The sequence below is a fragment of the Bacteroides fragilis NCTC 9343 genome, from assembly GCF_000025985.1.
GTDB lineage: Bacteria > Bacteroidota > Bacteroidia > Bacteroidales > Bacteroidaceae > Bacteroides > Bacteroides fragilis.
On the sequence record NC_003228.3, the window covers coordinates 3857311 to 3883987 of the forward strand.

General features: G+C 37.0%; 25 protein-coding genes, 1 tRNA gene and 2 pseudogenes. 17 read left to right on the forward strand and 11 right to left on the reverse strand.

Features of this window, described 5'->3' with window-relative positions; translation table 11 throughout:
• The first annotated feature begins 376 nt into the window (after positions 1 to 376).
• From BF9343_RS15765 to BF9343_RS15795, 7 genes and pseudogenes are all read left to right on the forward strand, one after another.
• Complete coding sequence (locus BF9343_RS15765; protein ID WP_005782541.1) at positions 377 to 889, forward strand: ferritin-like domain-containing protein; 513 nt, start codon at positions 377 to 379, stop codon at positions 887 to 889.
• Between the two features lie 237 nt (positions 890 to 1126).
• A complete protein-coding gene (gene sppA, locus BF9343_RS15770) occupies positions 1127 to 2905 on the forward strand; it encodes a signal peptide peptidase SppA (RefSeq protein ID WP_010993335.1) in 1779 nt (592 codons plus the stop codon).
• Positions 2906 to 2913: 8 nt separating this feature from the next.
• A complete protein-coding gene (lpxK, locus tag BF9343_RS15775) occupies positions 2914 to 4044 on the forward strand; it encodes a tetraacyldisaccharide 4'-kinase (protein WP_010993336.1) in 1131 nt (376 codons plus the stop codon).
• The gene (locus BF9343_RS15780; protein ID WP_005789915.1) at positions 3983 to 4792 is read left to right on the forward strand and encodes a purine-nucleoside phosphorylase; all 810 of its coding nucleotides are present in this window, start codon (positions 3983 to 3985) and stop codon (positions 4790 to 4792) included. The genes lpxK and BF9343_RS15780 overlap by 62 nt, the downstream gene beginning before the upstream one ends.
• Positions 4793 to 4819: 27 nt before the next feature.
• Positions 4820 to 5854 (forward strand): thiamine-phosphate kinase, encoded by a 1035-nt coding sequence (gene thiL / locus BF9343_RS15785; protein WP_010993338.1) that lies wholly within the window; start codon positions 4820 to 4822, stop codon positions 5852 to 5854.
• Between the two features lie 118 nt (positions 5855 to 5972).
• Positions 5973 to 6045, forward strand: a tRNA-Phe gene (locus BF9343_RS15790).
• 251 nt (positions 6046 to 6296) lie between these two features.
• Positions 6297 to 7513 (forward strand): annotated as a pseudogene (locus BF9343_RS15795) (site-specific integrase).
• Positions 7514 to 7563: 50 nt separating this feature from the next.
• Here the strand turns inward: BF9343_RS15795 and BF9343_RS15800 are convergent.
• From BF9343_RS15800 to BF9343_RS15815, 4 genes are all read right to left on the reverse strand, one after another.
• A complete protein-coding gene (locus BF9343_RS15800) occupies positions 7564 to 9153 on the reverse strand; it encodes a hypothetical protein (RefSeq protein WP_061430061.1) in 1590 nt (529 codons plus the stop codon).
• Positions 9140 to 10165 (reverse strand): nucleoid-associated protein, encoded by a 1026-nt coding sequence (locus BF9343_RS15805; RefSeq protein WP_157395710.1) that lies wholly within the window; start codon positions 10163 to 10165, stop codon positions 9140 to 9142. The genes BF9343_RS15800 and BF9343_RS15805 overlap by 14 nt, the downstream gene beginning before the upstream one ends.
• 100 nt (positions 10166 to 10265) lie before the next feature.
• The gene (locus BF9343_RS15810) at positions 10266 to 10553 is read right to left on the reverse strand and encodes a helix-turn-helix domain-containing protein (RefSeq protein WP_010993341.1); all 288 of its coding nucleotides are present in this window, start codon (positions 10551 to 10553) and stop codon (positions 10266 to 10268) included.
• A gap of 5 nt (positions 10554 to 10558) precedes the next feature.
• On the reverse strand, positions 10559 to 10846 hold the full coding sequence (locus BF9343_RS15815) for a helix-turn-helix domain-containing protein (RefSeq protein WP_010993342.1): 288 nt from the start codon (positions 10844 to 10846) through the stop codon (positions 10559 to 10561).
• A gap of 342 nt (positions 10847 to 11188) precedes the next feature.
• On the opposite strand from BF9343_RS15815, the gene BF9343_RS15820 reads away from it, so the two are divergent.
• From BF9343_RS15820 to BF9343_RS15845, 6 genes are all read left to right on the forward strand, one after another.
• Complete coding sequence (locus BF9343_RS15820) at positions 11189 to 11494, forward strand: helix-turn-helix domain-containing protein (protein ID WP_028727080.1); 306 nt, start codon at positions 11189 to 11191, stop codon at positions 11492 to 11494.
• A complete protein-coding gene (locus BF9343_RS15825; protein WP_041926250.1) occupies positions 11475 to 12707 on the forward strand; it encodes a VapE domain-containing protein in 1233 nt (410 codons plus the stop codon). The genes BF9343_RS15820 and BF9343_RS15825 overlap by 20 nt, the downstream gene beginning before the upstream one ends.
• 335 nt (positions 12708 to 13042) lie before the next feature.
• Positions 13043 to 14077, forward strand: a complete 1035-nt coding sequence (locus tag BF9343_RS15830) for a toprim domain-containing protein (protein ID WP_010993344.1) — start codon at positions 13043 to 13045, stop codon at positions 14075 to 14077.
• A 157-nt stretch (positions 14078 to 14234) separates the two neighbouring features.
• A complete protein-coding gene (locus BF9343_RS15835; protein WP_010993345.1) occupies positions 14235 to 14618 on the forward strand; it encodes a MobC family plasmid mobilization relaxosome protein in 384 nt (127 codons plus the stop codon).
• A complete protein-coding gene (locus BF9343_RS15840) occupies positions 14584 to 15498 on the forward strand; it encodes a relaxase/mobilization nuclease domain-containing protein (protein ID WP_010993346.1) in 915 nt (304 codons plus the stop codon). Before BF9343_RS15835 ends, BF9343_RS15840 begins: the two co-directional genes overlap by 35 nt.
• 4 nt (positions 15499 to 15502) lie before the next feature.
• Positions 15503 to 16228, forward strand: a complete 726-nt coding sequence (locus BF9343_RS15845) for a hypothetical protein (protein ID WP_010993347.1) — start codon at positions 15503 to 15505, stop codon at positions 16226 to 16228.
• 49 nt (positions 16229 to 16277) lie between these two features.
• Here BF9343_RS15845 and BF9343_RS15850 read toward each other — a convergent pair whose 3' ends face one another.
• The 7 genes from BF9343_RS15850 to BF9343_RS15875 form a co-directional block, all read right to left on the reverse strand.
• On the reverse strand, positions 16278 to 16604 hold the full coding sequence (locus BF9343_RS15850) for a helix-turn-helix domain-containing protein (protein ID WP_041926333.1): 327 nt from the start codon (positions 16602 to 16604) through the stop codon (positions 16278 to 16280).
• Positions 16605 to 16734: 130 nt separating this feature from the next.
• Positions 16735 to 17154 carry an RteC domain-containing protein gene (locus BF9343_RS15855; protein ID WP_010993349.1) on the reverse strand — a complete coding sequence of 140 codons (420 nt, stop codon included), beginning with the start codon at positions 17152 to 17154 and terminating at the stop codon, positions 16735 to 16737.
• A complete protein-coding gene (locus BF9343_RS23980; protein WP_077687921.1) occupies positions 17108 to 17347 on the reverse strand; it encodes a hypothetical protein in 240 nt (79 codons plus the stop codon). The genes BF9343_RS15855 and BF9343_RS23980 overlap by 47 nt, the downstream gene beginning before the upstream one ends.
• Before the next feature lie 59 nt (positions 17348 to 17406).
• Positions 17407 to 18408, reverse strand: a complete 1002-nt coding sequence (locus tag BF9343_RS15860; protein WP_010993350.1) for an aldo/keto reductase — start codon at positions 18406 to 18408, stop codon at positions 17407 to 17409.
• An 80-nt stretch (positions 18409 to 18488) separates the two neighbouring features.
• The gene (locus BF9343_RS15865; protein ID WP_010993351.1) at positions 18489 to 19394 is read right to left on the reverse strand and encodes a helix-turn-helix domain-containing protein; all 906 of its coding nucleotides are present in this window, start codon (positions 19392 to 19394) and stop codon (positions 18489 to 18491) included.
• Positions 19395 to 19445: 51 nt separating this feature from the next.
• A complete protein-coding gene (locus BF9343_RS15870) occupies positions 19446 to 19847 on the reverse strand; it encodes a cupin domain-containing protein (protein ID WP_100764412.1) in 402 nt (133 codons plus the stop codon).
• Between the two features lie 46 nt (positions 19848 to 19893).
• Complete coding sequence (locus tag BF9343_RS15875) at positions 19894 to 20463, reverse strand: Crp/Fnr family transcriptional regulator (protein WP_041926334.1); 570 nt, start codon at positions 20461 to 20463, stop codon at positions 19894 to 19896.
• Positions 20464 to 20802: 339 nt separating this feature from the next.
• Here BF9343_RS15875 and BF9343_RS15880 point away from each other — a divergent pair.
• The 4 genes and pseudogenes from BF9343_RS15880 to BF9343_RS15895 all read left to right on the forward strand — a co-directional run.
• A pseudogene (locus BF9343_RS15880) lies at positions 20803 to 21173 on the forward strand (AlbA family DNA-binding domain-containing protein); the annotation flags it as partial.
• 58 nt (positions 21174 to 21231) lie between these two features.
• Positions 21232 to 21960 (forward strand): SLATT domain-containing protein, encoded by a 729-nt coding sequence (locus tag BF9343_RS15885; protein WP_010993355.1) that lies wholly within the window; start codon positions 21232 to 21234, stop codon positions 21958 to 21960.
• Between the two features lie 160 nt (positions 21961 to 22120).
• On the forward strand, positions 22121 to 23500 hold the full coding sequence (locus tag BF9343_RS15890; RefSeq protein WP_010993356.1) for an ATP-binding protein: 1380 nt from the start codon (positions 22121 to 22123) through the stop codon (positions 23498 to 23500).
• A 4-nt stretch (positions 23501 to 23504) separates the two neighbouring features.
• On the forward strand, positions 23505 to 26507 hold the full coding sequence (locus BF9343_RS15895; protein WP_010993357.1) for an RNA-directed DNA polymerase: 3003 nt from the start codon (positions 23505 to 23507) through the stop codon (positions 26505 to 26507).
• Positions 26508 to 26677: the final 170 nt, after the last annotated feature.

Consider the following 26677-nt stretch of genomic DNA (forward strand, 5'->3'; position numbering starts at 1 on the left):
AAAAGGGATAAGTGCCGGTCCGAAAGGGATAGTTGCGATTAAAGCAAGTATGGGGGCAATCCGGGAGAACGCATTTGCGGTCCGGGAAGCCAAGTTGCACAATATTTTCATCAGCGAAGTTCGGGGCGGAAACGGAAGAAGGCTACCTTTCAAGCCAAAGACATGTTGGTTTGAAACCAAGAGGGCGTTGATTTAAAAGGTAAAGGGCCTTGGTTTGAAACTAAAAGGAAACAGCCGGAGCACAGTACCCCACCCGCTCCCGAAACCGGCTCCTAAAGCAAATGTCTTCCTGTTAAAATCACCCTTTCAGAAAACAAAATCCCCTACCCCATGTTACATAACCAACTTAATTTTTATAACCTAAACCAAAAGAATTATGGCTAAAGAAAGTGTAAAAATCCTGCAAGGAAAGCTCGATGTAAAAAGTTTGATTGATCAGCTGAATGCTGCATTATCTGAAGAATGGTTGGCATACTATCAATATTGGGTAGGTGCATTGGTAGTGGAAGGTGCTATGCGCGCTGATGTACAAGGGGAATTCGAAGAACATGCTGAAGAGGAGCGTCATCACGCACAATTGATTGCTGACCGAATCATAGAATTGGAAGGAGTTCCGGTACTCGATCCGAAAAAATGGTTTGAACTGGCTCGTTGTAAATACGATTCTCCAACAGCATTTGATTCTGTCAGCCTGTTAAATCAGAACGTCTCTTCCGAACGTTGCGCTATTCTCCGTTATCAGGAGATTGCTAACTTTACAAACGGTAAAGACTATACTACATGCGACATCGCAAAGCATATTTTAGCTGAAGAAGAAGAGCATGAACAAGACCTACAGGATTATCTGACTGACATTGCCAGAATGAAAGAATCGTTTCTTAAGAAATAAATATTAGTTTCTTCAGAAATAGAAAGAGGAAATACCCCACCTGAGGCTGTTTCCTCTTTTTATTGTTTATTTCCATACAATAACTTCTCCTTTACTCCCCGGTTATACTCAAATATTCACATTTTATATGTCGCAACCGTGACAAAACAAAAAACTATGCGACTTATGGGATGAATTTCAACTCAATTATTTATCTTTGTTAGCTTTAAAAGAGCTGGCATAAAAACAATATGTACAATGAAAGATTTCTTTAAATTTACGCTTGCTACAGTGACCGGCATCGTGTTATCGGGCATTGTTTTATTCATTATCGGAGTCGTAACGCTTGTCGGAATCATTTCGTCATCGGATACAGAAACTGTGGTAAAGAAGAATTCTGTGATGATGCTCGACTTGAAAGGTACACTGGTTGAGCGCACTCAGGAGAGTTTAGAAGGTTTACTGGGTAAATTTACCGGTGAAACAGCCGATACATACGGACTGGACGATATACTGGCTTCAATCAAGAAAGCTAAAGAAGATGATAACATCAAGGGCATTTATATACAAGCCTCATGGCTGGATGCTTCGTACGCTTCGCTACAGGCGATACGTAAAGCATTGGATGACTTTAAGGAGAGTGGCAAATTTGTCGTAGCATATAGCGACAATTATACGCAAGGACTTTATTATCTTTCGAGTGTTGCCGACAAGGTGATGCTCAACCCCAAAGGCATGATCGAATGGCGCGGACTCGCTTCAGCACCTATTTTCTATAAAGATCTATTACAGAAACTGGGAATTGAGATGCAGGTATTCAAGGTAGGTACTTACAAGTCGGCAGTGGAGCCTTTCACCGCCACAGAGATGTCTCCAGCCAACCGGGAGCAGGTTACAGCTTTCATCGGTTCTATCTGGAATCAAATATTGGATGGTGTTTCCGCTTCACGTAAAATAGGAAAAGATTCACTGAATATGTATGCTGACCGCATGCTGATGTTCTATCCGTCAGACGAAAGCGTAAAATGCGGACTGGCCGACACGCTGATTTATCAAAATGACGTACGCGACTATTTGAAAACACTTGTAAAAATCGACGAGGACGATCGCCTGCCCATCTTAGGACTCGAAGAGATGGTTAACATTAAAAAGAATGTTCCTAAAGACAAGAGCGGGAATATTCTGGCTGTTTATTATGCTTCCGGTGAGATAACCGATTATGCCGGATCAGCAGCGTCTGATGAAGGTATTATAGGTAGCAAAATGATTCGTGACCTGCGTAAACTGAAAGAAGATGACGATGTAAAAGCTGTTGTATTACGCGTAAACTCTCCGGGAGGAAGTGCTTTTGCGTCCGAACAGATCTGGCATGCCGTAAAAGAGCTGAAGGCTAAGAAACCGGTCATCGTCTCGATGGGCGACTATGCCGCGTCCGGTGGATATTATATCTCTTGTGCTGCCGACAGTATCATAGCCGAGCCAACCACTCTGACGGGTTCTATTGGAATCTTCGGCATGATTCCGAACGTTAAAGGACTAACCGAAAAAATCGGATTGACATATGACGTAGTAAAAACCAACCAATTCTCAGACTTCGGCAATCTGATGCGCCCGGTAAACAGCGATGAAAGAGCTTTGCTACAGATGATGATCGGCCAAGGATATGATTTATTTGTAAGTCGTTGTGCCGAGGGACGCCATATGTCTAAAGATAAAATTGAGAAAATAGCTGAAGGACGTGTATGGACCGGAGAGATGGCTAAAAAAATCGGATTGGTAGACGAATTGGGTGGAATAGGTAAGGCACTGGAAATAGCTGCACAAAAAGCCGATTTAAAAGGATACACCATTATATCCTATCCTGCCAAAAAGGATATTCTGTCTACGTTGCTTGATGTCCAACCCGGTAATTATGTAGAATCCCAAGTGCTGAAAAGTCAACTGGGAGATTATTATAAAGATTTCAGCCTGCTGAAAAATATAAAAGAACGCGCCATGATTCAAGCACGCGTTCCGTTTGAACTGAATGTGAAATAGCAAACTGCATGGAAGAAAACTCTATCAAGATACATAAATGGCTATATCCGGCTTCATGGTTATATGGAGCAGGAGTAGCATTACGAAATAAACTCTTTGACTGGGGGAAACTTCAGTCAAAGAGTTTTAATGTTCCTATTATTTGTATCGGGAACATCGCAGTGGGCGGTACGGGTAAAACGCCGCACACAGAGTATCTGATAAAGTTGCTTCATGATGAATTCCAAGTGGCTGTATTAAGCCGGGGATACAAGCGCCATACCAAAGGATTCATACTATCAACAGCAGAAAGTGACGCCCGCAGTATTGGCGACGAGCCTTATCAAATACAATCGAAATTCTCCGATATCCGGGTAGCAGTTGACGAAGACCGCTGCCATGGCATCGAAAGGTTACTCACACTTAAAGAGCCTCCAGTCGAAGTTATCTTATTGGACGATGCGTTTCAACATCGATACGTGAAAGCAGGACTAAATATTCTTCTGACAGATTATCACCGTCTGTTCTGCGATGACACCTTGATGCCTGCAGGACGCTTACGGGAGCCTGCACAAGGCAAAAATCGGGCACAGATAGTCATCGTAACCAAATGTCCGCCGGATATCAAACCTATTGACTACAATATTATTACGAAAAGGTTGAATCTGTTCCCCTACCAGCAGTTATATTTCTCGTCTTTCCGATACGGAAACCTGCGGGCAGTCTTTCCCGATTGTGCCACTGTACAAGAGAGAAAATTATCCTCTTTACAAACAGAGGAACAGATACTGCTAATTACCGGTATTGCATCTCCCGATACGATCATCCGTGAATTGGAAATACATACACGGAACATCGACTTACTCGCTTTTAGTGATCATCATAATTTCAGCCAGCGAGACTTGGCGCAAATAAAAGAGAGATTCGGTAAATTAAGAAAAGGGCAACGCCTGATTGTCACAACCGAAAAAGACGCGACACGCCTGATATGTCATCAGGAGCTGGATGAAGGGCTGAAACCATTTATTTATGCCCTACCCATTGAAGTAGAAATATTACAAAATCAACAAGATAATTTTAACCAACACATTATTGGCTATGTTAGAGAAAATACAAGAAACGGCAGCCTTCCTGAAAGGAAAGATGCACACAAGTCCTGAAACAGCAATCATTCTGGGAACCGGACTTGGCAGTCTGGCAAACGAAATTACCGAAAAGTATGAAATAAAGTACGAAGATATCCCCAACTTTCCTGTGTCTACCGTAGAAGGGCACAGCGGTAAGCTTATTTTCGGTAAATTGGGTAATAAAGAGATTATGGCAATGCAAGGACGCTTCCATTACTACGAAGGTTACTCTATGAAAGAAGTGACTTTCCCGGTACGCGTGATGCGTGAACTGGGTATCAAAACATTGTTTGTGTCCAATGCCAGTGGCGGCACCAATCCTGAATTCGAAATCGGTGATCTGATGATTATCACTGATCATATCAACTATTTCCCCGAACATCCGTTACGTGGTAAAAACATCCCGTACGGCCCCCGTTTCCCGGATATGAGTGAGGCATACGATAAGGAACTGATCCGCAAGGCAGATGCCATTGCAGCAGAAAAAGGTATTAAAGTACAGCACGGAATATACATCGGTACACAGGGACCCACATTCGAAACACCTGCAGAATACAAACTGTTCCATATCTTAGGAGCTGATGCGGTAGGAATGTCTACTGTCCCCGAAGTGATTGTAGCCAACCACTGCGGCATCAAAGTTTTCGGCATTTCCGTCGTAACAGATCTTGGGGTAGAAGGAAAGATTGTAGAAGTATCACACGAAGAAGTTCAGAAAGCAGCCGATGCTGCCCAACCGAAGATGACCACCATCATGCGCGAACTGATAAACCGTGCATAGATACTTCCTTATCATAAAATAAGATATATGAGAACAGAGATAGCAACCTTAGGTGAATTCGGACTGATCAAGCATCTCACCGAAGGAATTAAATTAGAAAATGAATCAAGCAAATATGGAGTAGGCGACGATGCAGCCGTCCTCTCCTATCCTGCCGACAAGCAAGTGTTGGTGACTACCGACCTCTTGATGGAAGGTGTACATTTCGACCTAACCTACACGCCGTTAAAGCATTTGGGATACAAATCTGCTGTGGTTAACTTCTCCGACATCTATGCGATGAATGGAACGCCCAAACAGATTACAGTTTCACTTGCTCTCTCCAAACGCTTCAGTGTGGAAGATATGGATGAATTTTACTCCGGACTCCGTCTGGCATGCCAACAATATAAAGTCGATATTGTAGGTGGTGACACCACCTCTTCTTTGACAGGGTTTGCCATCAGTATCACTTGTATTGGTGAAGTCGACAAAGATAAAGTAGTTTACCGTAATGGCGCCAAAGATACCGACTTGATCTGTGTCAGTGGCGACTTAGGTGCCGCCTATATGGGGCTACAACTGTTAGAACGCGAAAAAGCAGTCTTTAAAGGCGAACAGGATGCTCAGCCGGATTTCTCCGGAAAAGAGTATTTGTTGGAACGACAGCTCAAACCGGAAGCCCGCAAAGACATTATTGAGAAACTGTCCGCCGCAAACATCGTTCCGACTTCTATGATGGATATCTCTGACGGACTTTCTTCGGAGCTATTGCATATATGTACTCAAAGTAAAGCAGGTTGCCGTGTCTACGAAGAGCATATCCCTATCGATTATCAAACTGCAGTTATGGCAGAAGAGTTCAATATGAACCTCACCACCTGTGCCATGAACGGTGGTGAAGATTATGAACTTCTTTTCACTGTTCCCATTGCCGATCACGAAAAAGTATCGGAAATGGAAGGTGTCCGCCTGATCGGACATATTACAAAGCCCGAATTAGGCTGCGCACTGATCACACGCGATGGTCAGGAATTCGAGTTAAAAGCTCAGGGATGGAATCCACTACAGGAAAATAAATAAAAAATTCCGAAAGAAAAACACTGATAATAAGCAGAATAGCTTATTATCAGTGTTTTTTATTACCCTAAGGTTTGCAAAATCAAAAACTTTCACTACCTTTGCAACCGCAAACAAGAAAGGTGCCATAGCTCAGTTGGTAGAGCAAAGGACTGAAAATCCTTGTGTCCCCGGTTCGATTCCTGGTGGCACCACTTTTAAAGAAAGAAAAACGATGTAAATCCCTGAATTTCAAAGAAGTTCAGGGATTTCTCATTTCCAAGAATAGGTAAAATAAGTGGGATTGAAGCAGACTATACGTCCTTATTCGGGGGACAGTTTTAGAAAGCCTTGAATGTTCCACTGCACAATAGCTACTTCATTCTTTTACAGCACGCTGCGCTTTTTTACACAACAGAGTCCTCGGTTCGATTTCCTAACTTTGTATCATTAAAAATTGAGCTGTATGGAAAGAAAAAGATTCAGTGTTTTGTTCTTCATCAAGAGAAGCAAACTGTTAAAAAACGGGGAAGCTCCCGTGCGTGTGCGTGTTACTTATGACCGCTTGTATGTGGAACTTCAACTAAAACGAAGCGTAAAAGTCCCACTTTGGTCGCAGGACAAAGAGAAATCAATAGGCAAAGACCGCAATTCCATAGAACTAAACCATTACATTGATGCCTTACGTGTGAAATTCTATCAAATCTATCAAGATTTAGAACTGGAGGGAAAGATTATTTCTGCCCGTGCCATAGTAAACCGCTATCAGGGAAAGGACGAAACTTTCAAGACATTATATAATGTATTCAAGGAGCATAACGACAACTGCCGGAAGCTAATCGGAACGGATTATGCCGACATTACCGTAAGACGTTACGATAATTGCCTTAAATATCTTATGGAACTGGTGAAACGAGATTATAAGGTAGATGATATTCTACTACGTGAAGTAAACGGGGAATTGGTGCGTAACTTTGATTTATACCTGAAAACGGAAAAGCATTGCGCACAAAATACTGTTATCCGTTATATGAAGTGTTTCAAGAAAGTGATAAACCTTGCCATTGCAAATGAATGGATAACAAAAAATCCATTTGCCGGAATCAAGTTTCACGAGATAGAAGTAAACAAACAGTTCCTTAGCCAAGCCGAAATAAATAAGATATGGCAGAAAGAGTTCAAAATAGAACGGCTGGAACTGGTACGGGATGTATTTATCTTCTGTGTGTACACGGACTGGCGTTTATAGACGTATATAATTTACGTCCCGAACATATTTCAGAGGATAGCAACGGCAACTTGTGGATAGTAAAAGCTCGTGAAAAGACAAACAATCTTTGTAATATTCCACTTCTGAGTATTCCGAAACAGATACTTGACAAATACAAGGACAATCCGTATTGCCTTGACAAAGGCGTTATGTTGCCAGTTCCCTGTAATCAAAAGATGAACAGTTATTTGAAAGAAATTGCCGACCTGTGCGGAATTAGAAAAAATCTAACCACGCACACCGCCCGACACAGCTTCGCAAGCGTCATTGCACTGGCTAACAATGTATCACTTCCAAATGTGTCTAAAATGTTGGGACATTCTTCTACGAGAATGACACAGCATTACGCAAAGGTATTAGACCTAAGTATTTTGAAAGATATGCAAAATGTTGAAAATCTATTACTACTGTAACATATTAGGGAGAAGATGAAGTTCATCTTCTCCCTACAGTATAGCAATAATTACAAAATAAACGAACCCAATCTCACAAGTAAAAAAATCAATAGTCCGAATATTACTATTATTGATTTAAAAGCAAATATCATTCCAGCAAACATATTTCCAATAGGAGACAGAACTGTTACGATAACACATAAAGTCAACAAAGAACAAATCCATAAAGCTGTATATTTTTTCTTTACCAAATCAATATATCCCATTTGTTCTTTTAGTTCTTCTCCATTTCTTAATATTATATCAATCTCTTTAGGGATCAGTAAATCTGAATATCGTTTTTTTAAAACAACATATCGATTGCTTATGTTTTTCTTCTCTACTTCAATATCACCTCGCATCCAAAGTAAATATAAAAATGAAATAAAAAAGACGGCATAACACAATATGCAAACTTCCTTTGTAAATAAAAAATAAGACTTAGAATTACCACCTAATACTTCTAAAACGATAGTACTAAAAAAGAACGTAATACAGGCAAGAAGATTGTGTTTAAACCCTTCTAAAAAATCTTTTTTAACAGCAGAAGACAAAGAGATTATAGCATCAAGTTCTTGATAAATCTGATTTCTAATAGCAACATATTTATCTAGATTTTCTTTTAAATAGGTCTTAAATGAAGACTGAATAGAAATAAAAACATTATCTTCAATAGCAATATTATCATTTGCAATAAAAAGGCTTAATACATTTCTTGCAATACCGATCTTATCTGTTTTATTACCTTCTCCAATATAAATCCATCTAAATATTTTAAAATACTCGTTTTCGGTATTTTTTAGTAATGAAAATGAATTATCAATATTCAACTCTCCATTAATATTCTTATAACCACAAAGTTTGTAAACCAGTTTTCCATCCTTTGCATTCAATGATACTATATCTAAAATAGAGCACAATGAAAAAACAGCCGATAGAACATCAAATGTTTCTTGAAATATATTTTCCACATTACTTCTTTGAGTTATATGAAAATATAGAGGGGTCAATTTGTATACATCAAGATTTCCCCAATACACATTTTCTCTAATATCCTCTAAACAATTTACTATATGAGGCTTTTCTTCCCTGTTGTGGGAGAAATAGAACCCCTCTGTTTTAAAAGAACATATATCATCCTCCAAAAGATAAAAGACTATCCCCCTCTTCAACTCTTCTTTTGATAAAACAAATAATCGGTTTTCCCATGTCAAGTCATTCCAATAATTACATAAAGCTATAAAATCATAAATATTCAATACCCTTTCTCTAATTTCTTTTCTAATTTTTACTAGAATAGAGAAAGAGTTTACAACTTCTATATCATCAGGATCATTTAAATCTAAACTTGCAAGTTTATCACTAATATGACTTACAAAGTTTTCTACATCAGTTATACTATGCAAAGAATTAATGGTTATTTCAGAATTGCCACAATACAAAAAATCAAACTGACAATCATCCAGTATTTGCGCATAAAATAAGTTTATATCATCAGCTATCACACAAAATGGACGAGGTAATCGAAAGCATACCTCAACTTCATTAAATGATTCTTTCAATAAGAGATCTTGTACACCAATCCCAAATGTTGTCGAAATAAGATTAATCAGTTTCATTGCGTTTAAAATAATCATATCCAGAATCTGTTTTTATCTGAATCCATTTTCCATCTTCATTCTTTAATGGAATAATAAGACTTTTCTCTTCTTGAAAACTCATATCATCTATTTGCAATTTCAACTTTGGACTTAATGGAATATTTCTTTTAACTCTACGATTTATACTTGCAGGTATAATAGAAAAAGATGTATCGAAATTTTTATTTTCAGACATTTTGTTTACCTTATCCTTACACCTGTCAAGAGAGAGCCCTTCAAGAATTGGAGTATAATGCTCCCAAACATGTTGCAGATATTCAGATAAATTAAACTCCTCATGACTTCTAAAATAATAAATTGTATTGTCCCGTAGTACTCTATAATCATCTGGACTTTTCACTTTCACCGAAAAGATAATCTTATCGATCAAATGCGTCAATACTTTCTCAGTATTCTTTGCATCAGAATTACAAAGCTGTACATCCAAATATCCTTCCCACCAATATCTAGCCGAGCGTCCTGAAGGATCATAGATAAAAGCATTGATTAACTGATTATCAACTATCTCACAAAAGAATGATTTATACGTTTTCTTATTCAATGGAATGCCTCTTCTAGTCAACAGCTCTCTCTCATCGAGAAATTTATCATGGTCAGTTTTAGTTATTATGAAATAAGTCTTACCATCGTCCTCTACCAACAAATGAAATAAACTACCTTTAGGTATTTGTGTAATAGAGCCATATAGTTCTTGAGCATCTTTTTCTTTACGAAGCAATCTTTCGGCACTAATGGTAACAGATGAATTTTGTATTTCTACAATATCATTCTCAATTCCTTCAACAATAGCACTCAAGAGTCTATTATCAGGAGGAATCAAACAAGCTCTCTTATTCTTACCTGAGAATATCTCATTTAGAATTGATTGCACTATTGGCTCAATATCACTATAATGTTCTGTTAGATCTACAGCATCGATTGTATTCAAACTTTGTTCAATATGGTGCAGAAAAGCCTTTCTAATGTTCATAAGCATTTATATTTAAGTAACATAAGACAAATGTAGCTCTTTTTCTGCACATAATAATCAAACTCTTTAGCCTATTTTATACGATCATAAAAGAAATGTGTTAATAACTTCTTCGATAATGATTTTCTAAAAGGACACAAATTTCTGATTCTTTATAAATTATCTTTCCTGGAAGCTGTACATATCCCAACAGTCCTGTATCTCTGTAATCCTGCAAAGTTCGCTTGCTGATACACAGCTTTTGACAGACTTCCTCACCTGTCAGGTAATGTTCGCCACCCAGTACCGGATGATAATTCGTTACCATGTATTCCACATTCTCCAACATCCGGTCAAGGGATGAAAACAAGACTTGTGTTATATTGGAATCTTTCGTTATCAAATCCATAGGTTCTATTTTTTAGAGTTATTCTTCACGTGATTTTGCATAAAGGTTTCCACATCCGAAACCTTATAATAAATCTTGTTATTGATTTGCGAATAAGGTAATTTACCCGTATCACGATAGGTTTGCATCGTCCGGGCAGACACGTTCAGCAAACGGCAGGTTTCGCAGTTATCCAACCACTTATCCTGTTTTCTCCGCAAAGGAATACACAGGGCATCCATACGATTGATAAAGTGGTTAAATTTTTCCTGCCAAAGCTCGAATGTTTTCTTTTCAATGGTTACTATTTCCATATTTCATTATGTTTTGATATTACTTCTTTTTTCTTGTTTGATGCAAATATATAGCCTTGAATAATAGCTTGTTTCAGACTGTCCGCAGATGTCCTTATATGTCCTCATTTGTCCCACTTGCATAGAGAAAAGTATAAGAAAAACCCAAAAAGGTAAGCGATATAAAGAACTTCGTTCACATTTCATTCCCTATTATAATAAGGTAAAGAACACAAGCGAACTTTCACAGTCTGATAGTATTTTGAAGCAGAGCCGAGCAAAGCAATTCCCAATGCCTGACGCTTTGTTTTTTACCATTTTTTCTTATTTTATTTGTGGTGCTAATTCAAAAAACAAAGCACCATGAACAATCCTTTTGAAGAAATTTTCAAGCAGCTGGAAAACATCGAAAAGATGATTTCCCCCATAGTCAGTTCTTCATCCAAAGAACCGGACAGCAAGCAATCCGTTTTAGTCAAAATATCCGTAGCCAGTCGGATAACCGGATATTCAGTTAATTACCTCTACCACTTAGCCAGCAGCGGAGCAATACCATGTGTCAAACGTGGACGCTCCTTACGTTTCGATGTGGACGAGTTGCAGCGGTGGATGCAGCAACAATATGTACCAGCTTCCAGCAAACTATCCGATGAAAGAGAAAAGGGATAACGAAGCGGAACACACCGAGGGTAGGTTATCCAAGAACGAGCGCATCGAAAGGCAGCTTAATTCCTTGTACGACTTCCGGTTTAATATTGTGAAAAGCAGGACAGAATACCGGGCTGCAAATACTTCCGGTTTGTATCAGCCAGTCACAAAGTTTGCTTTGAACTCTTTCAGGCGCAAACTGGATGTTACCGCAGGTATTACCACCTCTGCCGAAAACATCCGTATGATATTGGAAAGCGATTTCGCAAATAAGGTGCATCCCATACGGGAATACCTTACTGCCCTACCCTTGTTGAATCCTGCCGGACATGGATATATCAAAAAACTGTTGAACACGGTGCAAGTAGCCAATCCCGGCGAGTGGGAGGAGTATTTTACGAAATGGCTTGTCGGTGTGGTAGCTAATGCCATGAATGATACAGGCTGTCAAAACCATACTTGTTTAGTCCTTACTGGCGACAATCAGGGACAGTTCAAAACATGGTGGCTGGATAACCTTTGCCCGTCATCGCTAAAAAATTATCTATTTACCGGGAAGATAGACCCACAAAGCAAAGATATTCTGACACTGATAGCCGAATATCTGTTTATCAACATCGACGACCAGCTAAAGGAACTCAACAAGCAGAATGAAAACGCATTAAAGAACCTGATAACCACCCCGGCAGTTAAATACCGCAGACCGTATGATATTTACATAGAGGAATATCCGCATTTAGCCAGCTTCATGGCTTCGGTGAACGGTAACGAGTTCTTGACAGACCCGACAGGGAACAGACGATTTCTGCCTTTTGAAGTCCTGCACATTGATAAACCGACAGCAGAAAGTATCAACATGGATAATGTCTACTCCGAAATCATGTACTTGTATCGGCAAGGTGTACGCTATTGGTTTAATGATGCGGAGATTGAAGAACTGCACCTGACAAATGCGGAATTTGAGGTGCAAACGGTTGAGTTTGAAATGCTGATGCAGTATTTTGAGAAGCCCACAGAGGAAGAAGAAAGCCTTTTCTTTATGACAACAGCGCAAATTCTCACTTGTTTACGGGATGTCTGCCCTATGCAGTTATCTGAAAAACGGTTGGGGGAAGCATTGCGGAAAGCCGGATTTAAACGGGTACAAAAGCGTATCAGCAACTGCAACTATTCAGTATATGGGTACAGAATAAAGCCTGTTTCCATACCCTACACCGATAACGATTACGGTTAACACAGCCGTTTTATAATTGGCACAGTTACTCCCATGTAGTAACTACCGCAAAACATCTTACTGTGTTTTATTCATTGAATACCAATCATTTATACAATACGCAGTAAAGAAGTAAGATAAAACCCTGAACTTTCAGGAAATTAAAAAAAAAGAAAAGTCAGAAAACAACATAGGTAATATTTCTATCTCTTTTGTATAGAATAACTTACTTATCTTACTGCATAGAGTATAATCCGTTGAAAGAAAAAGAGATAGGTGCAAAAAGTTGACTATTTTTCTTCTTACTCGCTTCTTACTTCATTACTGCAATTTACAAACATTCAAAAATAAAGATTATGACTTATCAGGAAGCTAATCATATCAGTATCAAAGACTATCTGAAATCATTGGGCATTCTGCCCGCAGTGGATAAATATTATTACGGCATGTACCATAGTCCGTTCCGTCAGGATGATACGCCCAGTTTCAAGGTGGATTACGGTGTAAACCTGTGGTGTGACTTCGGGACAGGCGAGGGTGGCTCGCTCATCGACCTTGTAATGAAGCAGCACGGGTACAACGCCTACGATGCTATCTGTCGGCTGGAACAGTATTCATCCGGAAATTCTTTTTCTTTTCAAGGAAAAGAGGTTTCAGAAAAGAATCAGCATGAAAGGAAACAACCGACCAGCCCGATAGAAATCCGTAAAATCCAGCCGTTGCAGAATCCAGCACTCATAGATTATTTGAGAAGCAGGAACATTCCACCTCAAATGGCAGTACACTATGTGCAGGAAATGTATTACCGTATCGGCGACAAACCTTATTTTGCACTCGCTTTCAAGAACGATGCCGGAGGTTACGAGCTTCGCAATCCACGTTTCAAGGGCAGTACATCACCCAAAGACATCACACACATACGGCAGTCAGGCAAAAAGAACGATAGCTGTTTTGTTTTCGAGGGAGTTATGGACTATCTTTCTTTTATCGCCATCCGGCAGAAAACAAATCCTACCTATCCTTGTCTTGACTGGCAGGATTATGTTATCCTGAACTCAACCACAAATGTAGATAAAGCCTTATACCCGTTAGCCGAATACGAACATATCCACTGCCTTTTGGATAATGACGATGCAGGGCGTAAAGCTACCCAAGCCATACAAAAAGAATATTGTTGGCATGTACGTGATTCATCACATCTGTACAATGAATACAAGGACTTGAACGATTACCTGTGTGGGAAGAAGTTCAACCAAGCAGAGAATAGGATGCAACAGTCAACCCAACAAACGCAGTCGGAGAAACAAAAACAGTCTGCCAAGCAACAACAGCAGGAAGATAAAAATAGACAAACTCCCGATGAAAAAAGAAAAAGGGGCAGGCGGTTGTAATTAGTAGAACAGGCAAAGCATACCAACGGCAAGCGGTATGATTTAGGGGAGCAAGGTTATGTTTCGGTAGACCGAAACACCTTGCTTTGCTCATCGCAAAGGGAAATTTCTCCCGTTGGTCGCAATTTCTAAGATACCACCTAAAAAGCAAAAACGTATGACAGAGATAAGAAACAAATCAGGAGGTCGACCGGCAAAGAACCGGATAGACAAACAAAAACGGGTAGTCAGTACGAAGCTGACAGAGTTACAGTATTACGCTATCAAGAAGCGAGCCGGAGAATCCGGTCTGCCTATTAGCGAATACGTCCGGCAAGCGATTATTTCGACAGAGGTAACACCCCGACTGAACAAGCAGGACGCAGACAGTATCCGCAAGTTAGCCGGAGAAGCCAACAACCTCAACCAGCTTGCGCACCGTGCCAATGCAGGAGGTTTTGCGCTCGTGGCAGTGGAGCTTGTGAAACTGAAAAACAGGATTATTGAAATCATAAACCAGTTATCGGATGATTGGAAAAATAAAAAAGGGAAGCGGATTTAAAGGTTGTGTGAACTATGTACTCGGCAAGGAACAGGCAGCTTTGCTTCATGCGGAGGGAGTGTTAGCCGAAAGCAAGCAGGACATTATCCGTAGTTTCTGTATGCAAACAGAAATGAATCCCGGTTTGAAGAAGCCAGTCGGACATATTGCGCTAAGTTATTCGGTAGTGGATGCCCCAAAACTAACAGACGAGAAAATGATACAGTTGGCACAAGAGTACATGCGTGAAATGAAAATCACCGATACGCAGTATATCATCGTGCGGCATCAAGACCGGGAGCATCCGCATGTACATATCGTATTCAACCGGATAGATAATAACGGTAAAACCATTTCAGACAGTAACGATATGTTCCGGAACGAGCAAGTTTGCAAGAAGCTGAAAGAAAAACACGGATTGTATTTTGCCAAAGGGACAGAGCAGGTGAAACAGCACTGTCTAAAAGAGCCGGACAAAACGAAATACGAGATTTACACGGCTGTAAAGAATGAAATCGGGAAATCAAGGAACTGGCAGCAGTTACAGGAGCAGTTAATGGAAAAAGGTATCAGCATTCAGTTCAAACACAAAGGGCAGACGGATGAAATACAGGGCATTTTTTCCAAAGGTGAATACATGTTCAAAGGCTCGGAGATTGACCGCAGTTTCAGTTTTTCCAAATTGGATAAATATTTCGGGGATGCAAGGTTGACAACAGCCGGAAGCAACAAGCAAACGATTACCCCACAAACACAGGAACCAGCAATAAACAAAAGTGATAATTCGCTACTGGCAGGTTTAGGTGGTTTGTTTTCCGTTTCGTCCTCTCCTGTTGATGAAACGCCTGACAATCCCGATTTGAGAAAGAAGAAGAAAAAGAAACGACAATTTAAGTTATAAGCGTATGGAAGAAAATTTGATTTTAGAGGGGCTTCTCTCTATGGTTACGGAACTGAAAGAGAAGCAGGAACAACAGGTGACACCAGCCAGCCGGGAGGAAACGATAAACCGACTGGATGTTATTGAGCAGCGTATTTTAGAATTACAGGGAAAGCCTGCCATTCTTGAAAACATAGAGCAGGAGATTTTAAGTCAAATCGCCAATATCAAGCAAGGACAGTCCGAGAACCCAAAACAAGACCTTGAAGATATAAAAGGGCTTATCGTAGCTTCACACAGGTATTTCAAGGAGAAAGTAAAGATATTGTTTCCGGCTGACACACAACAATTGGAAAAGACAGAATCCAGTTCTTGGTATGATAAATTTCTAAACTGGACTACTCTCTACCTGAAACCGAAATTCTTTCTTTTTTTAGCAGGAATACTCATTTGCCTTGTGTCGTTAGTCCTGAATATCCGTTTTGCGGAACGGATGCAGCAGTTACAGGACAATGATATAAAATACCGTTATCTCCTGATGAAAGGAAAGGCTGACGGTAGCAGTTTAGATTTGCTGGAAATGAATTTCAGCCGGAAACGGGATAATGCTTTTATTCAAAGCGTAACAGATACGGTTATAGATTTTGAATATCGCAGCCGTAAGCAAGCGGAAGCGTTGGAACGTGCAAGGCTGTTGGACGAGCAAGCCAAACAGTTAAAAAAGGAAGCGGATAAGTTAGGGAAACCATAGAAAAGAGAGAGCCGGAGCAAGTGATACCCACCACTCCGGCTTATCTGTCTTACTTCTTTTCCCCGAACTGCTTTTCAAAGTTACGGAGCATGACCGCATTAAACCGTTCCTTGATAAACTCCCGGACATCCGAAGCCCGGTAATAGACTTTTCCACTAATCAACATATAGGGTAATTTGTTTTTGCTTCGCAGTCGTTGTAAAGTCCTGATACTTACTTTGAATAACAGGCATAAATCCTGATTATCCAGCAGGTTATCATCTTCAGACAACACCTTGTCGACATTACGCAATACCCGTACATCCTTGCAAAGCTCATCCAATTTATCAAATAGCTTTTGCATCCATTCTTTGAAATCGTAGTTTTCTATATACATATTTGGTTCATTCTTCAGATTATACATTAATGATTGTCAATCGATTGATGAAGCAAAGTTGAGAAAACCAGCGTAAAGAAATTACGGGGTAGCACATGGAATCCCCTATAAATTAAAGTTAAGTCATTGATTATCTATATCCTTTTTTATCATGTTCGTTTCGGATAAGGTCAGATAGTCCATTAAGAAATTCGGTTATTTTGCCCAGCTTGCGCTTTATTACATCCTCATGCTTTTGGTGATAGTCTTTCAGTTGGATGTTAAACACCCATTCAAAGGCTTTAGAGAAGTCAGACAAAAAAGCTGGTTTGCCATTTTTATAGACGATATGTTTGGAAAGGAATAAACTGCTGATAATTTCCATTATATCAATCAGGTTTGTTTTGTCTGCCAAATAAAGAGGAGAAAAAGGTTGTTTATTAAAGTGTGGTTTGAACTGTTCAGGGTATTTAATACGCCATTCTACAAGGCGTATTTCATTGTTCAGTAATCCTATCGCTTCATCAATGAGATACAAATAAGGCATTTTTTTCTTGCTCAAACCACACACGGTACGATTTAAGTCTATGTAATCCGAAAGAAAAACAGCGTAGTAAAACGCTATTATCCTGTTCGTTAGTACTAAAATCAGCTAAATGGGTAGCTAATTCGTTGATAGCTTCTGATAGTTTATCCACAGAAGCTTTACGCTGTGGATATTCCGACAATAGACGGAAAAATCTCTGTTGTAATAAGTTGCTCATCATAATATTTGTAATATGGAAGTTCTGCCAGAATTTGACAGAACTTCCCGTTGAGAGGACTATTTATTTACAAATTTGAAATAATGTTCATTATATCGATTACCGATATTGGGATATTTCTTTAGAAGCAATTCTATATTGGAAACATCTTCTGTTGACAAATTAACATTGGCAGCTTCTGCATTTTCTTCCAAATACTTTATCCGTTTAGTGCCCGGAATGGGGATAATATTCTCACTTTGTGCTAATAACCAAGCCAAAGCAAGCTGAGATGAGGTTATTCCTTTATTTTCTGCCATTTCTGCAAATTCAGCAGCCAGTTTCTTGTTATTTTCCCAATATACGCCATTATAACGTGGTAAATGCTTTCGGAGGTCATTTTCTCCTAATGTGTGTACATTGATAGTATTTGTTACCAATCCTCTGCTTAATGGTGAAAATGGGACTAAAGTTACTTCCAATTCTTTTGTCAATGGTAAAATCTCTTTTTCAACGTCACGAGTTAATAAAGAATATTCACTTTGAACAGCAGATATGGGATGAATAGCACAGGCTCTCCGCAATGATTCGGAAGAACATTCGCTTAATCCTAAATAACGTACTTTACCCTCTTTTACCAATTCTGCCATAGCACCAACGGTTTCTTCAATCGGTATTGTCGGGTCTATCCGATGTGCATAGTACAAATCTATAGTTTCAATATTCAACCTTTTCAAACTGCTTTCTACTGCTTGTTTTAGATATTTAGGAGAAGCATCCACATAACTTTCACCACCGGCAAATACACTGCCTTGATTATTACGTAAACGGAAACCGAATTTTGTTGCAATAAAAATCTGATTTCTTTTTTCAACCAATACTTTAGATAATAATTCTTCATTTGCACCATTGCCATACACATCGGCAGTGTCCCAAAAGTTAACTCCGAGTTCCAATGCACGATACAATGTTTTGATACTTTCTTTTTCATCGGCTACTCCATATGCAGCACTCATACCCATACAACCTAATCCGATAGCGGACAAGCTTACTCCTGTTTTACCTAATTTTCTGTACTTCATAATTTATATTTTTAGTCGGTACAAAATTAAAGAAAGGCAATTGGGTGGATTGATACAATTCAAAGCATCACTTGCACAAATCAAATAATTGTTCGTTCCCTGACTTCGCTTGGTGATTTGCCTGTATGCTTACGATAGAATTTACTGAAATAAGAAACTGTTTCAAATCCCAGACTATACGCTATTTCTGAAATAGAAAGATTACTGTGTAATAAGTATTGCGTACACTCTTTGATTATTCTTTCCGCTATCATTTCAGAGGTCGTTTTTCCTGTCGTATCTTTAATCACCTTATTTAAATGGTTAACGTGTACAGACAAGCGGTTTGCATAATCAGCAGGAGTACGTAAATTTAATACCGCATGCGGATAATCAATGGGAAATTGCCTATCTAACAATTCAATGAATAATTCTGTAATACGTTGCGAAGCATTTAGATGTGACTCATACCGATTGGAATCCTGCATTTTTAAGGCTGTATGTATCAACAAATGAAGATAGCATCTTAAGACATCAAACTTATTTACATAGTCTGATTGATTTTCTTCCTGCATTTGCGTGTATATATCCAACACTTTAGCAACTTGCGTATCATCCAAAAAGAAAACTTTATCTCCTGTTACTTTGAATAACGGAGTATTAGCTAATGAGCCGTTTTTTTCTTCCGACTGCACAAATCGTTCATTAAAAATGCAGAACACACCTTTCTGTTCTTCGCTGATTGATTCCCAAGCATAGGGAACTAAAGGATTGGAAAATAATAATGCAGGACGATTTACCAAAATCCATTTGTCTGCATAATATAACTTTCCTACACCTATAATCAATGTAACCTTATAAAATTCCCTGTAACTGAATTGTACTGTTCCAAAATTACATTGACGGGAGAAAATATTAAAATAAGGTTTCTCCTTAGAATAGGTTGTATCCGATTGAAGGTCACAACTTTGTATTCTTTTATAGAATTGCGGAATGCTTTCAGGCATAATACTATGGCTATTTATTGCAAAATAAACAATTATTTACCGAAGAACAGCTTACTTTTTAGGCAATAACACTATTAAATCCTCACACTCTTCTATTAAATAGTATGCTATGAACACTAAAGACTCGGAATCTGATACATTATCAAAATGCAATATCGGCTTATTCTTAGGCTCATAGAATGCTTCTCCTGTTGTTAGCAATTGAGGACTTTCCCCTTCAATCTGAAATAATAAAGTTCCCGAAACAACATGACCTACAACTGGGCAAGGGTGCAAATGATACTCCGCCTTTCCGCTTTGTGGAATAACAACTCTCTTAATTTCAACTTTCGACAAACCTTGTTTTTCCTTCAATCGGACAGAAAAAAGATTGGTTCTTGCTACGTTTTTCTTTTCCATATTTGTGCAACAATTTAAAACGATTAATAAAATGAATATCGCTATCTTATTCATGATTGATTTGTTTTGCTGCAAAGATAGAACGGAACAAGACCTTATTTCATTGACCTATGTTAAGAGATTTAAGGCGGTTTAAAGATTCAGGTTTTATTCCGAGATAAGATGCAATATGATATTGCGACACATCTTGTTCTATATTAGGATAAGTCTGTAATAGCAATTTATATCTGCCTAAAGCATTATCCATAAGTAATGATGTTTCTTTTCTACATTTTTTTATAAAGAGAGTATCTGCTATATACTTTCCTAATTTATACCACTCATTTGACTCTTGTAGTAATTGGTCATAGTCGGATTTAGACAAACGATATATAACCGAATCTTCTAACGCTTGTATACTTCCTACACTTATTTCTCTCGTCAAAAAACTTCTATATGATGTGGTAAATGAACCTTCAAAATAAAAGTCACTGATATAATCATCTCCTTCCTTCTCTATATAAGAACGTAAAACTCCCGTTTCTACAAAACCAATAAATGAACATACTTGTCCCTGATGCAATAAAAATTCTTTCTTCTTCAAAACAACTTCATCGCATACATCCATCAATCTTCCATATGAATTGAATGATAGACCTATTTCCTTGATTATTAAGTCTTCTAATATCATATTTACCGTTTGAGAGTACAAAATTACCCAAAAGATTTCAAACAGATACTCCATTTAACAAACAAAATCACTATTTTTATAGTGAGGTTTTGAAACAATGGAAATGCTAAACAGATTGAAGAAATTCTTTCGTTTCTATATCGTTACAGCTTATTCTATACACTTCGTCTAAGCACCTGTTATTCAACTGATAAAATTCTTATTTTCGTTAAGTGAAAACGTAAATTGAATTAAGGGATTCACAAATAAGCAATTAAAAGCCACAACAACAAATAAAGCTGTATTAATAAAGAGATTACCAAACAAATAGCTATTTTTGCATTATATTTATAGATGTCTATGATAAATACAGAAACCATACAATCACTCATTGATACCGGAGAAGGCTATAATGTAGAATTTAAAGTCCGTGTATCCTCAAAAGTTCGTGAACTAACAGAGGAAATTTGCGCTTTCGCCAATGCAGACGGAGGATATTTACTTATTGGGGTAGATGATAATGGACTGATTACTGGCACAAATTTGGAAAATGACAAACACTCTGCCATCCAAGGCTCTATCAGTGAAATATCTCCGACTCTTCATCGTGAGACGTATGCGGTAAGTATTGAGAATAAGACAAGTTGGATAATTGATGTCCTATCAGGGAAAGACAAGTTTATATATTTCCCGATTTTATCCTTGTGAGGGGAAGTATTTGTTCCCCAAAATATGAATAACAGAGCATTGTCACTCAGCAATAGTCAATATTAATCAAAAACACATATTATGTTCCGCTATATTATTGAAACATTACCAGATTCAAGTTCTTTCAAAAAGTATTATAATAAGACAAGAAGAGCCAAGAATATACGTAATAAGAAAAAGTACATTCCAGAATACTTAAAAGATAATAATTTTGAGGTTGAATTAAATTACAAACTATGGGTTACGAAAGGAGCTAGATTTAAGGCAAGTGAACGATGCGAAGAATTAGATGCTAGATATAATCGTATTGTAGGATGGGTATCCTCATATTTAATTATTTTTAGTGTTTTAAATCTATGCAAAATACCATTTTTTACTCTTCCTGATAATTGCAGTACATTTATATCCATCTCACTTTCCATATTAATTTTAGTTTTTAGCCAATTTGCTTATGCAAAAAATTACTCTGTTCATGCTAAAAATTATCACGAATGCGCTTTGGAAATAGCAAAATTATATAATGAACTACGGTCATTAAAAGTAAAATCAGAACATAGTATGCAGGAAGTTCTTAAAATAAAGGGTGAATATGAAAAGATACTCGATAGATACAATAATCATTTGCCTATTGATTTAATAATGTTCAAGTTGGAGAAAAGAGAATATTTTAATATAAGCTTATATTCTAGTTTTTTTAATCATATAAGATACTTTATATTAGTTCGTTCTGCTTACTATTTTTGTGTATTCATTCTTCCCATTTTGTATTGCTCCATTTGTATAATCAATCTAGGAACATTCCTAAAATAAACGGAAATTTTCATGATGAGATTTTAAAGAGCATCCTGTTTTCAGATTTTCTCAGGTCCATCATATCTAAGATAAAAGAGACTTTCATGACAAATAGGCAGGAGTTTATGAACTACTTACCCAACAAACAATTAACTTTGTACCACTATTTCAGAAAATTATGCTTTACACAGAAAACCTACAGTCACTCATTGATAGCGGAAAAGGCTATAATGTAGAATTTAAAGTTCGTGTTCCTTCAAAAGTTCGTGAACTGACAGAGGAAATATGTGCTTTCGCCAATGCAGACGGAGGATATTTGCTTATTGGAGTAGATGATAACGGGCAAGTAGTAGATACTAATTTAGAAAACGATAAACGTTCTGCCATTCAAGGTTCTATCAGCGAAATATCTCCTGCACTCCACTGTGAATTGTATTCCGTAAATGTTGGGAATAAAACTGTTTGGGTAATTGATGTTCCGTCCGGCAAGGATAAACCTTATATATTTTCCGGTTCTATCTATGTGCGTGAAGGGGCAAACTCACAGAAACTTCGCACAGCCGAAGAAATGCGTAGCTTCTTTCAGGAATGTAACAAAATCTTTTTCGACCATATACCCTGTCATTGGTTCAATATCTACACGGATGCAGACGAACAAATGATTAAAGGCTTTCGAACAGAAGCCAAACTAAGTCCGTCCACACCCGACAAACAAATATTTGAGAACTTGGAACTGTTTATTGAAAATGGAACGGCAAAGAACGGAGCAGCGATGTTCTTCGGAAAACAACCTGAAAGAAAATTTCCACACGCTGTTACAAGATGTGTTCTTTTCAAGGGAACGAATAAAGTCTATATTATAGATGATAAAACTTTCGGAGGTTCATTGTACCAACAGTATTTACAGGCAATGTCTTGGCTGGAAAGCAAACTGCAAGTAGCTTATAAAATAGAGGGAGCAGGACCAAGAGAGGAAATTTGGGAAATACCTCTGACCGTATTTAAAGAAGCCATTATAAACGCCCTGTCGCACCGTGATTACTACGAACAAGGCGCAAGCATTATGATAGAAATGTTTGATGACCGGGTAGAAATTTCCAATCCCGGAGGACTTCTGCCTGTTGTGGCTAAAGATTTCGGGCATAAAAGCATGACACGTAATCCGCTAATATTCGGATTATTTACCCGTATGCACTTGGTAGAAAGAGTTGCATCCGGTATTCCTCGTATGCAGGAAGCCATGAGGGAAGCAAATCTGCCCGAACCGGAATTTCATACGGAAGGGATGTTTACGGTAGTGTTCAAACGGAAAAACACTAACTCTGCCAACCGTGACATAGTAAATGGCATAATAAATGGCATAGTAAATGAGAATGAGCAAACGATTTTAAACCTGCTTAAAGCTAAACCGGGATTAAATGCTTCGGAAGTAGCTGAAAGTCTCTCTAAAAGTTGGAGAACAACTATGCGCTACCTTAAATCTCTAAATGATAAAGGTTTGGTTGAATTCAGAGGTGCCCCAAAAACCGGAGGATATTATTTAACAAGAAACATATAAAAGTATGATAGATAATAAACTATTTACATTTCAACAAATATACGAAGCTTATCGTAAATTGAAAAGCTATATTTATTATGATAATACATCTTTATTTATTAGAAAAGAATTCTCCAGTTTCGAATCTTCAATATTAGCAGGTGAGAATTTTGAAGATAATTTTAAAAAGAAGATGAAAAGTTTGTATGACATCTTGAATTCTGATAATTATCAAACTGATTTAGATAAACTTGTAAGCAAAATAGGTTATAAACTTGTACCTAAATCTATAAAGAAAAAAGAAAGCACAATAGTCACCAATATACCTCATACAGGGAAAATAGAGGTAGAAAGTTATAATATATTAATAGATGCACCTATTGAAATACATATAATATCAGTATTGTGGTTAATAGTAGCAGGAAAAGAACTTTGCAAATATGTAAATGAAAACAATTATGCTTATAAGTTATTGCTATTAGATGAATCTTATCTACCAATGACAGATATTAAGATTGAGACCAATAAGGAGAACTATGTTGTTACTGGCTTGCAACTCTATGAACCTTATTTTATTGGCTATCAAAATTGGAGAGATAATGCATTAAATTCAGCCACAAAACTCTTAGATGATAACAAAGATGCCACCATTCTAAGCCTTGATATACAAAGATATTTCTACTCAGTCAGAATAGACTTGGATTCAATTAAAAACAGATGTTCACATTCCAATAAACAAATTGAGAAATGCTTTCATCTGCTTCAAATTATAAACAAAACTTATACATCAAAAATAAACAAGTTATTAGACATCCCACTAACAAATGATGAATTGAATGCTGGATATACAATTTTACCTATAGGCCTTCTATCCTCTGGACTATTAGGAAATTTATATTTAGAAGATTTTGACAAAACGATAAAAGAAGAATTAAATCCCGCTTATTATGGAAGATATGTAGATGATATTCTTTTTGTATTTAGTGATCGAAAGGTCAAATTAGAGGTGAACAATCCTATTCATGATTTTATTGATCGATATTTTATTAAAAAAAATATATTGGAAACAATACTAGATGAAAACAATATTACCTATCTCTTACCAGTTGGTTCTCATAAGTTAAAAATTCAATCTGAAAAAGTAATATTAGAGCATTTTAATCATAAAGAATCTAGAGCAGCAATTAATATATTTAAAAAAAATCTAGATAAAAATCGGAGTGAATTTCGTTTTCTTCCATATGAGGAAAACATTGATAATGAATTTGATAACGAAGCATTTTCAATGCATTATTCAGACTCTATTAATAAACTTAGAAGTATTAAAGAGTTCAAAGAAGATAAATATGGAGCCTCCAAATTTTTAGCTCATAAAATATTTCTTTCAAAAATATCTCCTAATGAAAAAGATTACAATAGAAAATATTTTTTTCAATCTTCGAAACAGATACTGACTTTCTTTAAAGGTTCTACTGCTCTATCTCTATATACTTTATGGGAAAAAGTAGCGACATATTTTGTTATAAACAACGAATCCAAATGTCTAATTATTTTCTACAATCAAGTACTAAACACAATAAATAATATTAAGACAGTCAATGGTGAAAACAAAATAAAAGAGGATTTAAAAGAATTTTTATTTATCTCTATTGCAATGCCTATTTCTATGCGAATGAATATCAAAATAGATAATAACAATGACGATGTGGTAATACATAAGCTAGCAGATGATATTAGAAAAACAAATATGTTTAGACAGAATTTATTAGGAATAAGTTGTATTAATTATACTGATTATATAGATCATATTACAAATGACTTATTTCATATAAATATCAAAAATATAAAGGACTTAAAAATTCAAATCAATATAGCAAAATTTATATCCCCACGTTTCGTGCACTACCACGAATTCAACATACTTAACATCTATCAAGTATTTTCCAGTATAAATAAAGAGTCCGACATTCGATTATTTGACAAAATACAGGATATCGCTTTTAATCAGTACAAAGAATTCAATTACGATTGGAGATTTTTATATAGTAATACAGATCCAATATATCCTAAAGATTTTTTCACTTTAACACAATCAGAAAACAGTAATTGCAAAAATATAAATATATTAGAAGACAACGAAGTTGAATGCAACAAAAAAATAGGCCTTGCAAATATTGAAGTTTCAGAAAATGATATTTTATCTGCTATAAAAATGATTCCAAATATCTCAAAAGAGAGAAGAAAAAGGATTTTTGAAATAATGAATTATTCACACAAGAAACACGTAGACTTAGTAGTATTACCTGAAGTTTCTGTACCTTTTGAATGGATTGACTTTTTTGCAGAACAAAGCAAGAATAACAATATTGCATTTATTATTGGCTTAGAACATGTTGTTAGCTCATATAACTTTGCATATAATTTTACAGCAACAATTCTTCCAATAAAACAAAAAGAATTTACAACATGTTTAGTTAGAATTCGTCTTAAAAACTATTATTCACACTCTGAAAAAGAACTCCTAAAGGGATATAGACTTATAAACCCCTCAGAAATTAAACCAGAATTAAAACTATACGATTTATTTCACTGGAGAAAATCGTACTTTTCTGTATATAATTGCTTTGAACTCGCCAATATCTCAGATCGTGCATTATTTAAATCTAAATTAGATTTCATTGTTGCAACAGAGTACAATAAAGATATTAACTATTTCTCAGATATTGCAGGTTCATGGGTTAGAGATTTACATTGCTTCTTCGTACAAGCAAACTCCTCACAATATGGAGATTCAAGAATCGTTCAACCAGCAAAAAGTGACTTTAAAAATATGATATCTGTAAAAGGAGGTAAGCACCCCGTTGTCTTGATAGATGAATTACAGATCGATAAACTAAGAGATTTCCAAAACAAAGAATACAATTTGCAAAAAGAATTAATAGATAAAGAAAAAACACATTTAAAGCCAACACCTCCTGACTTTAATAAAGACAATGTTTTAAAAAGAATAAAAGATGAGCCTATATAGAATAATTTTACTATCTTTGCATTCAGAAATCGAACCTAAGACACAAACTTGTGTTGAACGGTGCAAAGCTGTGAAAACCTTATTCAAGGGACTAACATCGTGATAAAGATATAACTTATTGAGAAATAGTGCTATACAAACTTATTTTCGGTTGCTGGTGGCACCACTTC